The sequence below is a fragment of the Brucella pseudogrignonensis genome (assembly GCF_032190615.1).
GTDB classification, from domain to species: domain Bacteria; phylum Pseudomonadota; class Alphaproteobacteria; order Rhizobiales; family Rhizobiaceae; genus Brucella; species Brucella pseudogrignonensis_B.
This window is the reverse complement of record NZ_JAVLAT010000002.1, coordinates 260,017-274,555: the sequence shown is the minus strand read 5'-3', so window position 1 is coordinate 274,555 and position 14,539 is coordinate 260,017. Positions and strand designations below refer to the sequence as shown.

Sequence of the window (14,539 nt, the reverse complement as noted above, 5' to 3'; positions counted from 1 at the left end):
TCCGATAACAAAGAAGCAAGGGCGCCGAATGCAAATACGGCGCCCTTTTTCTATGGTCGTATTTTTAGGCTGCGGCTTCAGAGGTCGCAAACTGGCGGGACCAATTATAGTAGACTTCCGCCAAGCCTTGCTGCAGTCGGATGCGCGGGGACCATCCAAGAGCTTTCATGTGACTCGTATCGAGTAGCTTTCTTGGTGTTCCATCGGGCTTGCTTAAGTCGTTTTCGATCTTACCCTGAAAGCCAATGATGTCTGCGAGCATTAATGCGAGTTCTGTGATAGAAACTTCTTCACCATTACCAATATTAATAGGGTCTGCTTGGTGGTAATGACACAACAGATAGAAACAAGCATCAGCAAGATCGTCGACGTGTAAAAACTCACGCAATGGATTGCCGCTGCCCCATACTATGACACGATCAGCACCACTGGTTTTCGCCTCGTGTATGCGGCGCATCAGTGCAGGTAGAACATGGGAACTGTTAAGGTCGAAGTTATCGTTCGGCCCATAGAGATTTGTCGGCATGGCCGTCATAAAATGGCTGCCATATTGTTTAGAGCAGGCCTGCGCATATTTTAACGCAGCAATTTTTGCGATTGCATAGGCTTCATTTGTGGGTTCCAGCGGGCCAGTCAGGAGCGCGCTCTCTTGTAAAGGCTGCACCGCATCACGGGGATAAATGCAGCTGGAGCCAAGCCATAAAAGTCTTTCGACGTTACAAAGATGTGCGGCGTGGATGACGTTCATCCCAATAGCGAGGTTGTCGTAGAGGAAGTCTGCGGGATACTGTGCATTTGCCAGAATACCGCCAACCCTTGCAGCTGCAACAATAATGACATCCGGTTTGACGTCGGTAATATAGCTTTCTGTTGGACTTTGTCGTGTGAGATCGAGTGTTGAGTGGGATGCGGTAATGATTTCGCAGTTTTCCTGAGCGAACCGTCGCATCAGAGCTGATCCGACCATTCCTGTATGACCTGCAATGAATATTTTTTTGCCTTCCAGTGCATAAATCGGCTTATCCATAGAAGTCATTGCGTCCGACCTCCCTCATGATAGTACGCAGGTCCCATTCAACCATCTCAGCAACAAGATTGCTAAAGTTGGTTGAGTGTCGCCAGCCAAGACGATCCCTCGCTTTTGAAGCATCGCCAAGGAGAAAATCCACTTCATTTGGACGAAAATATCGCGGATCAATCTCTATCAGACATGTGCCGGATTTACGGTCAATACCGATTTCCTCTACGCCATCGCCTTGCCACTCGATATGTTTATCAACCGCATTAAAGGCCTGCTCGACAAACTCGCGTACTGTATGTGTTTCGCCCGTCGCCAGCACATAGTCGTCGGCTTCTTCTTCTTGTAGAATGCGCCACATACCCTCAACATAATCGCGCGCATGCCCCCAATCACGACGGGCGTTAAGATTGCCGAGACGCAACTTATCCTGTAGGCCGCGTTCGATAGCTGCAACAGCCCGCGTTATTTTTCGTGTAACGAAAGTTTCGCCGCGTAGTGGACTTTCATGATTAAACAAAATGCCATTTGATGCATGGAAGCCATAGGCTTCGCGATAGTTTACGGTCGTCCAGTAGGCATAGAGCTTTGCCGTGGCATAGGGGCTACGTGGCGCAAAAGGGGTGTGTTCATTTTGCGCATGCGGTGAGCTATTGCCAAAAAGTTCGGATGTGGATGCCTGATAAAAACGCGATGACTTTCCAAGACCCAAAATGCGCATGGACTCAAGCAGTCGCAACGTTCCAAGTGCGTCTGCGTTGGCTGTATATTCTGGTGTTTCGAAACTCACTTGCACATGGCTTTGGGCGCCCAGATTGTAAATTTCATCAGGTCTGACTTCCTGAATTACGCGACATAGGTTGGTTGCATCGGTCAGGTCGCCGAAGTGAAGGCGAAATCGAATGTCTTCGTCGTGAGGATCTTGATAAAGATGATCAATTCGAGCTGTGTTGAAAGAGGATGAGCGGCGCTTTAAACCGTGAACACGGTAGTTCTTCTTCAGCAGCAACTCGCTGAGGTACGCACCATCTTGTCCAGTAACACCTATGATGAGTGCTGTTTTCTCTTGCAAGGTTTTCCCTCCGGCCCGATTGGTGGTAAACTCATCATAACCATTTGGCAGGACAGAAAAATGGCTCCAAAATGGGATGTCAGATATCATTCCGCTCAGTTTGGGTAAGTATCAGACTATGCTATGGCTGATATGGTTCAGACCAAAGAGGTAGTTAAAACACCACTAGACGATGTTCGCTATGCCATTGGTCTTCTTGCAGTACCGATGCGTACGTTGCCAAATTTCCTGTACTGGACCACGGGAAAGAAGGCTGGTTTCATGCGCATTATACTTGCCAACCGCTATTATTATCCAGATCAGTCTGCAACCAGCCGGATGGTTTCAAGTCTGGCGAGTGAGCTTGTGCGTCAGGGGATCGAAACAACCGTACTCGCCAGCCGTAGCTATCATGATAAGCATACTGAAGAGCTCCCATCTCGTGAAAGTATTGATGGCGTCGATGTTCATCGACTAAGAACGTCTCGCTTCGGTCGGGCAAGACTTGTGAGGCGTGCTGCGGATTATGCAACATTTCATATCATGGCAGCTGCATGGTTTGCAAAGCATGCCCGAAAAGACGATATTTGTGTTGTGTGTACTGACCCCCCGCTGCTTGCTGTTTCAGTCGCATTGCCAATTCGCATGCGTCGTGCTCGCCTCGTTAACTGGGTCATGGATTTGTTCCCGGAGACGGCAATCGAACTGGGACTGATGAATCAGAATACTGTTGCCGGACGGCTGGCTTTGGCTTTACGAAATTGGTCCATTCGTCAGTCCTCTCTGACCATCTGTCCGATAGAAAGAATGGCGCGATACTTGTCCGATGGAGATATACGGCCTGAGGGCTTCGCGATAGCGCATCATTGGGCGGATCGAAATGAAATTTTTCCAGTTGATCCCAATAAGAACGCGCTTCGGCAAGCATGGGGACTGCGACGGAAGTTTGTCATCGGTTATTCTGGTAATTTTGGTCGCGCACATGAGTTTGCAACAGTTCTTGACGCCGCTGAGCGGCTCAAAAATCATCCGGAAATTCGCTTCCTGATGGTTGGCGAAGGCCAGCAGCGCAGCTTTGTTGAAAATGAAGTCGAACGGCGTGGGCTCACAAATGTGACGATGAAGCCGTTTCAGCCTGTTGAACGCTTATCGGAAAGCCTGGGTGTTGCGGATGTTCATTTGGTGTCGTTGAAACCTGCTTTGGAGCACTGCATTGTTCCAAGCAAATTCTATGGAGTACTTGCTGCTGCACGCCCCACTCTTTTCATTGGTGATACAGAAGGCGAAATAGGATCGGTGGTTCGGGACTTTCAATGCGGGATTGCTGTGCATCCTGGTGATGTAGATACACTCGTTCATTCTATCATGCATCTCTACCAATCAAAGCTCACATGTAAGATGATGGGTCATAATGCCCGCTATCTGATGGAGACGGCCTATTCTCGTGAATATGGTGTAGCGGTTTGGCAGTCAGCGATTGGGGGGCTGGAGAAGAAATTTTCTCCCGCAAGAATGCCTGCACTTGGTGGGCATTTGCAACCGGAGAAATTGTAATGGATGGTTCTGTGGTTGTCAGCCAGCTTGGCGCCAGAATGCACTATGCTGTTCCGCGAATATTCGAAACACGTTCACGTCTTGCTCATTTTTATACCGATATTTGTGCATTGCAGGGTTGGCCTTGTCTTTTGAACAGATTGCCCATTCCATTTCTTCCGAATTCGGTGCGCCGTTTGATCGGGCGAAATCCGAAAGACATTCCTCTTGAAAAGATGACGACTTTTCCGGGCTTTGGCTTGCATTCCGCAATCCGCCGACTCTCCAATCAAACTGGCCCAAAATCGACCGCCAATGCGATTTGGGCTGGTGAAAGATTTGGAAAGCTTGTTGCTCAACATGGCTTTTATGGAGCGAGCGGGGTCTATGCCTTCAGCGGCGAGGCTTTGGAACTTTTAACCGCTGCACGCAGACAAGGGTTATGGACTGCAGTGGAGCAGATGATCGCTCCGCGACCTGTCGTCGACCAAATTGCTTGTGAAGAGGAAATTCTGCATCCCGGTTGGCAGCCCTTCGCTGCAAAGGACAATAATGCTGATCAATTCGCCTTTCGTGAATGTGCGGAATGGAAGATCGCGGATATTGTAATCTGTCCTTCCGAATTTGTAGCACGGCATGTCATTGATGCCGGTTGCTTACCCGGAAAAGTTGTGATCGTTCCATATGGGGTCGATGATCACTTTTTGCTGCCCGCTCGCCCACGTGCATCTGGAAAGTTACGCGTGTTGACGGTTGGCGCGGTCGGCCTTCGCAAAGGTTCTCCTTACGTTGGAGCCGTGGCGCAGACGCTTGGAGATATAGCTCAGTTTCGTATTGTTGGCCCCATTGATATTTCATCGCATGCACATGCTCTGCTTTCGCAAAATGTTAAACTGACGGGGTCGATACCCCGTTCGGAGATGCGGGCGCAGTTTGAATGGGCAGATATATTTTTGCTGCCGTCATTGTGTGAAGGCTCGGCGACAGCGGTTTATGAAGCGCTTGCTGCGGGGCTTCCTGTCATATGTACTGAAAATACTGGCAGTGTCGTGCGCCATGGTATTGATGGATATATAGTGCCTATCCGTGACGTAGCGCAAACATCTCAAATCATAAGGCGACTTGCATCTGATGCAGAATTGCTGGCCGTGATGGGGCGTAATGCGCGTGAGCGAGCGCAGGATTTTACGGTTGCACGCTATGGAGAACGTTTGATTTCTGCCTTGGCGCATCATCCTCGGGGGATCGTACAATGAAAATCGTACATGTGATTGGTTCTTATGACCCCGCAAAAGGAGGCCCTCAAGCCGTCGTCGTGCGCTTAGCTGCAGCTCAGGCATCTCTCGGGCATGATGTGACAATTATCAGCTACAGTGACGATGAGATCAATTATCGAGCGAGCAAGGCTACGGCAACAATTCCCGATTTTCATAGGGTACGGACCTATTTGCTTCCCATGCCTGATTTACGGGAAAAGCTATTTGGTGATCGGGCCGCAAAAGCTATGTCGTCTATAATATCTACGGCAGATTTTGTTCATATTCATGGTGTGTGGGAAACAAACCTGCTTCGGGCCTCGCTTCTCTGTCGTCGTTTCAAAGTTCCCTACTGCATCTGTTGTTGTGGTATGCTTGATGCTTGGAGCATGCAGCAAAGTGCATGGAAGAAGAAACTGGCTTTGGCCCTAGGTTTTAAAGCTATGCTTGATGGAGCGGCTTTTATTCAGGCTCTGAATAGGGATGAAATGGACCTCATGCGACCATTGGCACTCAGAGCACCGACGATCATTATTCCCAATGGAATTTTCTTTAACGAGATTGATACAGGAGAACTGGATTCATCTATAAATTTGCCAGAGCGGCGCTATATTCTCTTCTTGTCCAGGCTCCATTACAAAAAAGGTCTCGATATCCTTGCTGATGCGTTCAGTCTGATTGCATCGCGTTTTGCGGACGTGGATTTGGTGGTGGCCGGGCCTGACGGTGGTGCGGAATCCGGATTTAGAGAGCGCATTTCCAATGCTGGGTTAGAGCATCGTGTGCACTTGACGGGTGGACTGTATGGCCCGGCAAAACTTGTAGCGCTTAAACAGTCTGCATGTTTTTGTTTGCCCAGCCGCCAGGAAGGTTTCAGCGTGGCCATAACTGAAGCGCTGGCGTGTGGCAAGCCAGTCGCAATCACAGACGCTTGCCACTTTCCGGAAGTGGCTGACGCAGAGGCCGGGATTGTTTGTTCTGTAGATCCGCGTTCGGTTGCGAATGCCTTGACAGTTATTCTGGAGGATCTCGATCAAGCTGCCCGGATGGGCGCGGCTGGTTCTAAGCTCGTCAGGGATAATTATACCTGGCCGCATATCGCGTTACAAACAATAGATGCTTACCAAAAGTATAGTTTTTCTGGTTTCGAAAAATTCTTTTCAAAGCTAGCGCGCGGAAAAGCCTCTACAGCTTAATCGAAGTTCCTCATTTCACCGCAGCCGTTGTCTCTGACGGATGGGTTTTGCAGGGTTTCCGGCATAAACGGTCCATGGTTCAAGATCACGGAAACTGACGCCTCTTGCGCCCAGTACTGCGCCTTCTCCTATCGTCACGCCTGGTCCCACGAAAGCCTCCGCAGCTATCCATGAACCTGTGCCAATTTGAATGGCTGTAGCAATCAATGAAAAGTCTTGTTGGTCTATATTATGACCGGCTGTACATAGATGCGCACGTTGTGAAACAATAGCAAAGGCAGCAATGTTTATCTGCGCAACATTATAGCAAATGACGCCAGGTCCGAGTGAAGAATGCGCATCCATCCTTAGATTTCCAGGCCACCAGATGCGCGCACTACCGCGGACGATTGCCGTCCTGTGTATCTTTGCCCCAAAAGCTCTTAGTAAGGCTCCACGCCATCGCCAAAGAAAAGAAGGCGTCCATGCTGCAAGCATTAGCCAAGTGCAGTTCCAGAAAAGCCGTTGAATGCGATGTTTGAGTGTGAATGTTGCATCTCCTTCCAACGGTCTGGATGATGTCTTTTTGCCATTAATTGGAATAGAAGTGCCTGGACGTGATATAGTGCCCATTATCGCTATCCTTTAATGATATTAGGAATGCCGGGATTGTGTTGTAATGGCATTGGTAATCCCACTGAGCGGTTACTTAGACGACAGAAGTATAAAACAGGTATGAGGAATATCGCCATGTGTATCCAAACAGGGATAACCCAGTCCGTCTGGTGAGAAATTGAATGCATAGCCGGAACGATAGACAACATATAGACCAGTTGCCCTAGCATCTGGCCTGACATTGCTGTTTCCCAAATACGTCGCAATACCCACGCCAGAGCCAAGAATTTCAATGCGCCGAAATACCAGAAGGATGCAAAAGCATCGACAAGTCCGGTTTCGGTTGTGCCTGTAAGAGGGTTATAATCTCTTCCTGGTTTGGGCATATCAAATTGTAGAGCTTCTTTTGTGCCCGTGCCTACGAGTTGTGCAGGTACAAATGTAAACACCACACGGTTCCAATGAAACTTGCCGAAATCGAATTCTAGGCGACGATCAATTTCATCGATGCGCTGGACAGCATTGCGTAATTCGAGGCCGCCGCGCTCAAGCGTTTGGTTGAAATTGGCGGCATAATCAATTTCCAGAATGTCGTCTAAAACGAAACCGGAAGCCGCACGAGTGATCTGGCGATAGTCCCCCATGCTGGTCATTAAAAATGTTCCCACTACAATACCCAAAAGCATGAGGCTGCGAGGGATTACAATTCGTCGATAAAACCAGAGTGCCAGAAATATCATTAAAACAAGTTGGATAGCTTCGGCCCGTTTGCCGGTTACTATGATACGGTCGAGATAGAAGATGAGATCAAAGGCGATGATAGATATTGAAAACCATGTTGGTTTGCGTGCAAAGCATAAAAGCGCAATAGCAAGGCCGTATGGCATGAGTTGTGCAAAAAACAAATAAACCACAGGTATGCCTGTCATTTGCATTCCGATGGAAATCTCGCCTGGCAAGCGGCTCAATAGAAAATAGAAAGATGACCCAATAGCGGATAGCAAAGTTGCTGCCCATAAAAGTCGCTTTTCGCTAAAGCTTACCATCAGAAAGCCAATTGGACGTTTGGCGAGGCGCCAACCAAGAGCCAGCATAATAAGAGACAAAGATCCCATAAAGAGAGTCTTTGCATAGGCTCCTGATGGCAAGAAAGGATCATGCATAAGAGCTGGGATTTGTGGAAGTAAAAACCCGAATGTCATGACGCCTGCCAGAAATGGAAACTGGTACATGCGCTGCGGACGAAAAAACAGCCCACTCGCCAAAAAGCTACAAACCAGTCCTGTAAATATCCACGTCAGTGACAGGTTCATGGATGTCTCTCATATTGCGCACATAAAGATGATGGGCCTTCCGATTGTTCACCTGTCAGTTTTGCAGGAGTGATGTGGCCTGAGAGAAGATACCACGCCAGTTTGACATATTCCTTTGCGATCAGCTCAAGATCCGCTTGTGTTGTTGGCAGTTTGGGGTTCAGCTCACCATTGCCGATCGGAGAGGCCACGAAGTGCATTTGTGGGCAGGCTGTCCGAAAACTCGCAATGGCGCGGCGTGAATGATACCAGTTGGTTACGATAAGCGCGCTTTTTGCTTGAACTTCACGCATCATTGGCACCGAAAAACGCGCATTCTGCCAGGTACTGCCAGACTGACATTCAACGAAAATTGCAGATGGGGCCACACCGTCGCGTAGCATGATTTGTTTGTTAAATAAGCAATCGCCATCTCCGGTGATCAGGATAAGTGGTGCACGCCCCGCTTTCCATAAACGTGCGGCCTGAGTTGCTCGTGGAGGTCCATCTCCGCCGGGGACAACAATTAAATCCACCTTGCTGCCATCATCTTGCACGGTCAACATCGGTTCGGAGTAGTAAATTGCTACAAAACCGAAGAGAACAATCCAAGGTAGTACAACGAATGCTGTCATATCGCATGCCGTTCAGGAATTTCAGCTTCGTTCGGCTTCATGTCGGAAATTTTAGCGTTGGTTGCTGGTTTTGTTTTGCGTCGCTCTTCCGTCTTTACGACGATCATAAATTCATAGGCAGATAGCAGACGACAATATAGATAGCCCGGTTTTCCATCCAAAAATCCCAATCGAAAAATATACATATAAAGGAAGCGTAAGCTGGGCCGGAAGGGCATGTGGTATGACAATGATTTTAGAGCTCGCCTCCTGCGTTCAGCTGTTAGCGAAAATAATCCATGCCAGTCTATTTTTCGCTCAAGCAGCTTTGCGGCAGAAAGGTCCGCTTCAGCCGATGAATAGTTATTATGTTTTTCGTACCAGGCTTTAAGTCCTTTATTAAAGCTGTAATGCACAAAATGCGCTTGCAACTCGCCTTCAGGGCCACCGCTGGCGCGTGAGTGAACAGAACGTTCAAACCGCACCCGATCAGGCCGGACCAAACGCGTAATCCATGTTGGATACAAGCTCGCGTGGCGAATCCATTTGCCCATGAACATATTTTTGTAACGTGCTTTGAACAATACTTCCTGTCTTGTAGGGTCGGAGGCTATGCCAAGCATCTCGTCACGCAGGTCCGTCGGCGTAATTTCATCTGCATCTGGCGTATAGACCCAGTTATGCTTGAACTTGATTTCTTTAAGGCCAAACATACGCTGGCGATCTTCGGTGTCGTAGTGACGTTGATAGATACGAGCACCAGCTGCTTGTGCAATTTCTACCGTCCGGTCACTGCTGAAGGAATCCAGAATCACAATGTCATCGCACCAGTCGAGCGATGCGAGGCAGGCTGGCAGATTTACTTCTTCATTTAAGGTCATGATTAGTACGGAAATACTCATGAAGTTGCCCCTGGAAGAGTAATGTTTGGCTTATTTTGCGACGAGGTATCAGCTGTTACGGGCGGAGCAATGGGGCGCGCGGCATTGGTCATGCGCATCACAAAAATTGTGTGTGCGATAAATGGCGCGACGAGTGCCAGAAGCATTGTCCAGCTGGGAATCTGGAGGCGTATAGCAATATAGGCAACTGCACCGGCTGAAAGGTTGAGCAGTAAAACTGCAATAGCCGTTTGACCCGACGAGAGCCCTGTCTCCATCAAGAGGTGATGAAGGTGTTGCCTATCTGGAGAAAATGGACTTCTGCGCGCTGATAATCTGCGGATGATCAGGCTTAATGTGTCTATGACCGGAACAATGACCACCCATAAAAGGATGGGAAACGCAATTTTCGCGTGGCTGCCTGTAAGAATGAGAATAGCACCGGCAAGTGACGCTCCAAGAAAAGTGCTGCCGCCATCGCCCATGAACATACTCGCTCTGGCGCGCCAGCGGTGGCGCATATTGAAAACAAGAAAGCCAAGGCAGCTCGCCATGAGTGCTAAGAGTTGAAAGCCTAGCCAACCTTCAGAGGCGCTCATGCTGATCAGCGCTAACCAAAAAAGTGATGCGGCTGTCGATGAAGCTGTAAGGCCATCCACTCCATCACTCATGTTCACGGCGTTGATCAGACCAACAATAAACGCCAATGCAACTATAAAGAAAACTGGCCCATTCAAAACGTAACCGAGCAGATTCATTTGCTCAAAATGTGTCGACGAAATTTCGGAAGATAGATGAAGATGAATCTGGTTAAGGCCAGCAATACCGATCATTAGGAGCGCTGCGAGTAATTGGGTGGCCAGACGTGGCGCGACAGGCAGTTTAAAACGGTCGTCAATAACGCCAATTGCAAGGATAAGGAGGAGGCCTGGCAAAAACGGCGAGATACTGGCTGACCCGAAGAGAGACGGGCTGAGTGCGATTGTGATGCAAAATGATAATGCTATTGCAATCCCACCACATAGTGGAACATTGCCTTCATGATGCTTCCGTGCGTCAGGTGTGTCTATCAGATACCATTTGCGCGCTAACTCGCGAAAACTCAGGCAAAAAGTAACCGACAAGACGAAAGCCAGAAGCGTGATCCAGTAAAGACCGGTCATGTCTCCTCCAAAGCACGTGCCCATTAATCGTTGTAAATTTTTAACGACTCTTATCCGCAGGGACGACTTGGCTTTAGAGCGTTTGCCATACTCCTTTCAGAGCATAAGTTAACACCAAGGGTGGCATTTCGCTCCGCAAACAAAGGACTATCCTTGAATCGAACTGTGAGAGCTATGGGGCCTCACGTGGTTTGGTCCGGGGGTGTCTTTTGAACAATAGAGTCGAATACAAAGCAAAGCTTGAGGAAAGAAGTGCATCATGAGTGGTGGCCGCAGAGGTTTCCTGATGGCTGCGCTTGAGCAATATGCCGGCCTCTTCTTCAATTTTTTGACTGTAATTGCTGTTTCGCGCTTCCTTGGGCCTGCTCAAACTGGTGCTGGCGTCGTTGGCTTGAGTATAGGCGCTATCGTCTTTTCTTTGCGCGAGTTTGCTAGCCCTGAATTCCTCATTCGTCTTGAAAAGGTGACAGATCAGGACAGCCGCACTGCAATGACATTTTTAATGAGCGTGACCTTGCTGTTATCTGCTGGGCTTTATTGCGCGAGAGAATATTTTGCTATTACCTACCACGACCCATCGCTTCTTTTGTTTTTAGATATAACGATCATCGCCGCTCTTGTGGAAAGCCTGTCCTTGCCAGTTGTAGCGCTGCTTCGACGGGAAATGGCTTTTGGTACTTTGGCACGCATCCGTACGGCTGGCACGGGTTTGGGCGCGATTGTTGCAACTGCAATGGCCTATTTGGGCTTTGGACATATGTGTTTCGCGTTTGGTTTACTTGCGAGTGCGTTAATGACAACTGGGCTTGCAATGGCTATTTATCCATTGGGGCGATTGTTGCGGCCTTCTTTTGCAAGCATTCTTACTGCCTGGCGGTTCGGGATATATCTGGGCGGTAATGCCGGCTTGAACAAAATCTGCGAAACCTTTCCGCAATTGATGCTCGGTCGCTTTATGCCCATTGCATCTGTAGGTATCTATAATCGCTCCAATACCGTAAGCGGGTTACCAGACCGAATTATTCTTTCGGCTGTTTTTACAGTTGCATTTCCGATGCTGTCGGCACATGTGCGCGCGGGCGGAGACGTTAGCAAATCTTATATACGCGCTTTATCTTACATATCAGTGGTTTATTGGCCTTCTCAGGCACTGCTTGCTCTTCTTGCATATCCCGCCGTGCAGCTCATCCTCGGGCCGGGTTGGTCCGAGGCTGCGCTTATCGTAGCGATTACGAGCCTCGCAAGCCTCTTTTGGTTTCCCGTCATATTAACATACCCACTTTTGATGGCTTTGGGCGCCAACCGGGAAGCTTTCTTATCCAATTTGATTTCCAGACTGGTTGCGACGGGCATTCTTTGTGCCGCAGCTCCTTATGGTCTTCGTGCAGTCGCACTTAGCCAATTTATCAGTCTGCCCTTTCAGATGGTTGTTGCCATTATCTATGTGCGCAAGCACGTGTTTTTTCCCTACACGGTGCTGGGAAAAGAACTTACGAAGAGTGCGTTGGTCACGTTTTTGGCGCTCTTGGGGCCAGTAGCGATTGTTGCCTCGGACGGCTTTGCTTTCGATATGCATTGGACAAAAGCTTTGGTTCTAGGGTTGCTTGCAATTGCCAGTTGGCTTGTTGCAGTTTTCATCACGCGACATCCTTTCCGAGACGAAGTCAAGCATGTGGTGCAACAGGCGTGGAGTATGGTCACGCACCGCATTGGTCTCTCGCGACATACAAGCTTCGATATAACTACACCAGCTGAATGAGGAGTAAATGTCCAAGCATCTGGGCGGATTGCCGACGATTGATGTTGTGATACCAAACTACAATTATGGGCGCTATTTGCTAGCCTGTGCAGAGAGCGTCTTGTCTCAATCTGGCGTACATGTTCGATTGTTGATTATTGATAACGCGTCACAAGATGAAAGCGTTGATATCGCGCGCGATCTTGCCAGCAGTGATGGGCGTGTAGAGGTGATATTACGTTCTCGCAATCTTGGCCCACATGCTTCGTTTAATGAGGGCATAGATTGGGCACGTTCCGACTACTTTTTAATTCTTTGTGCGGATGACCTTTTGAATCTTGGGGCGCTTTTAAGGGCTACATATGCACTCGAGCATTATCCGAATGTTCATCTGGCCTGTGGTGCAACTCGTAACGTCACGGACGAAAAACGTCTTTCAATAAGCCGAATGGATGAAAATGCCCACCACTGGAAAATATGGTCGGGTATGGAGTTCATCAAATATACCTGCACGCATGCCTTCAATCCCGTAGCAGGCCCAACAGCCGTTGTCAGAACGGCAGTACAAAAGCAGATTGGCTATTACCGAAAGACTTTAAAACACACGGATGATCTTGAAATGTGGCTGCGCTTCGCAGCATATGGAAGCATTGCGTCAACATCAAATATTCAGGCTTATGCGCGGGTTCATCCGAATAATCAGTCGGCGATGGTTGCCGGCACTCAAAATTGGAATGACGAGTTTGAAGCTGCTTTTGAGTCATTCTTCAGTCATGAAGGGCAAGATATTCCCGGCGCAGAACAATTGATTAAATCTGTGCGTCAATGCCTTTCCAAACGCGCATATTGGTCCGCTTTGTCCGATCTTTCTCGGTTGCGGACTGGAAGTGCCAGTCTCATGTTTAATGTCTTGAAGCGTGACCCGCTTATGGCATTGATCCCACCACTTGATTATCTCATGCTGCGTTTGCAAAGACGCCATATTATCTTTTGATCATTTTATCGGCGTCGATTTTTGATAGAAGTTCTTTGTTTATGGCATCTTCCTGCCGTGCTAATCGTTTACGGTATTGGGTGACGCCAGCTTTTACACTCTCACACAGCTCAGCCTTCCGTTCGAACATGCTATCAACTTGTGAAAGCAATAATTGAGGGTTGAATGTTTCTACATGATGGGAAAATTCACTCAAGTCGGTGTCTTTTAGAAGAGCGTCGTTCTTCTTTGCATAGCCAAGCGAAATTGCTGGGCGCCCCATCGAAAGTGCGCAAACAATATTGTGGTAACGGCTGGCAATAACAATATCGGTTTTAGCGATTTGCTGCATCACGTCATGCAATGACTGAACAGGTTCGAATATAACGTCTCTGTAATCGTGTTTATTCAGAAGCCGCTGCAAATCTCTCGCCGCTTCCAGGTCGCCGGTATCTCCGGTTAGCAAACGGACCTGCCGGCCCTTGCGCTGCAAACCTTCGATTATCGCGATCATTTTGCGAAGGTAGTTTTGATATATAGCGTCACCATCCACCGCCCGCTTTCGCCACCCCCTATAAGTCATCACACCGATGCCTACATTTTCACCGCGACAGTCTCGCAATTCTTCAGTTGCTGGGGGCAGACTGAATGCAATATCGGCGCTGACATGATCGTTGCTTACGTCCAGTTTAATTGAATCCATAAAATCGTAAGAAACCAGATCGCGATAGGAACGGTACGCGGCCAATGACGCCGCTGTTCGCACAAAGAAGCGGCTTAACGGATGCGCGACCGGACCAGCTCCAATAGAAACGAAAGCCATAGGTGCACCGCCAAGTTTGGCTGCCAAGGACCACCGTAAAACAGCAAATGGCCAACCGAATGGGTCTTCATTGAAATCATCGAGAATACCCGTACCTGGGACTATAATGAGGTCCAAACCATGCACCAGCGATATCGCAGTGATAAAGCCGATAAGTCGGCGCGGTAGTTGCAGGAGAGCCCGGTTTAATATGTTGAAAACTATGTTGTTTGAGGCCGGTTGCCCAACGGAAACTGCTTGCAGGTTGAATTTTTCGGTAATTATTTCGGGTCTTTGGCAAATGCATATAAGCTGTGCGCCCGGACAGTTACGATGCAATAATTGCAGCATCGCCTCGAGCGACCCGTCATTGCCTGTATTGCCGGAACCGAATTGCCCAAAAAGACCTATTTTCATCCGCGTGTCTC

At 48.6% G+C, this 14,539-nt stretch carries 13 protein-coding genes; 5 read left to right on the top strand and 8 right to left on the bottom strand.

The features are described from left to right. Positions 1 to 64: 64 nt before the first annotated feature. Both RI570_RS12650 and gmd read right to left on the bottom strand, forming a co-directional pair. Positions 65 to 1,036 (bottom strand): GDP-L-fucose synthase, encoded by a 972-nt coding sequence (locus tag RI570_RS12650; protein WP_313828896.1) that lies wholly within the window; start codon positions 1,034 to 1,036, stop codon positions 65 to 67. Beyond that, positions 1,020 to 2,090: a GDP-mannose 4,6-dehydratase gene (gmd, locus tag RI570_RS12645; protein WP_313830025.1), complete on the bottom strand. Its 1,071-nt coding sequence runs from the start codon at positions 2,088 to 2,090 to the stop codon at positions 1,020 to 1,022. The genes RI570_RS12650 and gmd overlap by 17 nt, the downstream gene beginning before the upstream one ends. Positions 2,091 to 2,351: 261 nt before the next feature. Here gmd and RI570_RS12640 point away from each other — a divergent pair, with 261 nt between their 5' ends. From RI570_RS12640 to RI570_RS12630, 3 genes are read left to right on the top strand one after another with little or no spacing between them, the layout of a single operon-like run. Then, positions 2,352 to 3,623 (top strand): glycosyltransferase family 4 protein, encoded by a 1,272-nt coding sequence (locus tag RI570_RS12640; RefSeq protein ID WP_313830024.1) that lies wholly within the window; start codon positions 2,352 to 2,354, stop codon positions 3,621 to 3,623. Continuing rightward, positions 3,623 to 4,858 (top strand): glycosyltransferase family 4 protein, encoded by a 1,236-nt coding sequence (locus RI570_RS12635; protein ID WP_313828895.1) that lies wholly within the window; start codon positions 3,623 to 3,625, stop codon positions 4,856 to 4,858. The genes RI570_RS12640 and RI570_RS12635 overlap by 1 nt, the downstream gene beginning before the upstream one ends. Next, a complete protein-coding gene (locus RI570_RS12630; RefSeq protein WP_313828894.1) occupies positions 4,855 to 6,054 on the top strand; it encodes a glycosyltransferase in 1,200 nt (399 codons plus the stop codon). Before RI570_RS12635 ends, RI570_RS12630 begins: the two co-directional genes overlap by 4 nt. 15 nt (positions 6,055 to 6,069) lie before the next feature. On the opposite strand, the gene RI570_RS12625 is transcribed toward RI570_RS12630, so the two are convergent. Genes RI570_RS12625 through RI570_RS12605 form a run of 5 tightly spaced genes read right to left on the bottom strand, consistent with a single transcriptional unit; the run spans position 6,070 to position 10,598 of the window. Next, positions 6,070 to 6,666, bottom strand: a complete 597-nt coding sequence (locus RI570_RS12625) for a putative colanic acid biosynthesis acetyltransferase (protein WP_313828893.1) — start codon at positions 6,664 to 6,666, stop codon at positions 6,070 to 6,072. Positions 6,667 to 6,671: 5 nt separating this feature from the next. Next, positions 6,672 to 7,961, bottom strand: a complete 1,290-nt coding sequence (locus RI570_RS12620) for a hypothetical protein (protein ID WP_313828891.1) — start codon at positions 7,959 to 7,961, stop codon at positions 6,672 to 6,674. Continuing rightward, entirely contained in the window at positions 7,958 to 8,575 is a 618-nt protein-coding gene (locus tag RI570_RS12615) for a YdcF family protein (RefSeq protein ID WP_313828890.1), read from the bottom strand. The genes RI570_RS12620 and RI570_RS12615 overlap by 4 nt, the downstream gene beginning before the upstream one ends. After that, complete coding sequence (locus RI570_RS12610; protein WP_313828889.1) at positions 8,572 to 9,456, bottom strand: glycosyltransferase family 2 protein; 885 nt, start codon at positions 9,454 to 9,456, stop codon at positions 8,572 to 8,574. The genes RI570_RS12615 and RI570_RS12610 overlap by 4 nt, the downstream gene beginning before the upstream one ends. Further along, positions 9,453 to 10,598 carry an MraY family glycosyltransferase gene (locus RI570_RS12605; protein ID WP_313828888.1) on the bottom strand — a complete coding sequence of 382 codons (1,146 nt, stop codon included), beginning with the start codon at positions 10,596 to 10,598 and terminating at the stop codon, positions 9,453 to 9,455. Before RI570_RS12605 ends, RI570_RS12610 begins: the two co-directional genes overlap by 4 nt. A 259-nt stretch (positions 10,599 to 10,857) precedes the next feature. On the opposite strand from RI570_RS12605, the gene RI570_RS12600 reads away from it, so the two are divergent. Together RI570_RS12600 and RI570_RS12595 are read left to right on the top strand one after the other, a co-directional pair. Beyond that, on the top strand, positions 10,858 to 12,357 hold the full coding sequence (locus tag RI570_RS12600; RefSeq protein WP_313828887.1) for an oligosaccharide flippase family protein: 1,500 nt from the start codon (positions 10,858 to 10,860) through the stop codon (positions 12,355 to 12,357). Between the two features lie 7 nt (positions 12,358 to 12,364). Next, positions 12,365 to 13,330 carry a glycosyltransferase family A protein gene (locus tag RI570_RS12595; RefSeq protein WP_313828886.1) on the top strand — a complete coding sequence of 322 codons (966 nt, stop codon included), beginning with the start codon at positions 12,365 to 12,367 and terminating at the stop codon, positions 13,328 to 13,330. Here RI570_RS12595 and RI570_RS12590 read toward each other — a convergent pair. After that, the gene (locus tag RI570_RS12590) at positions 13,320 to 14,528 is read right to left on the bottom strand and encodes a polysaccharide pyruvyl transferase family protein (RefSeq protein WP_313828885.1); all 1,209 of its coding nucleotides are present in this window, start codon (positions 14,526 to 14,528) and stop codon (positions 13,320 to 13,322) included. The two genes, RI570_RS12595 and RI570_RS12590, sit on opposite strands and share 11 nt — an antisense overlap. Between the last annotated feature and the right edge of the window lie 11 nt (positions 14,529 to 14,539).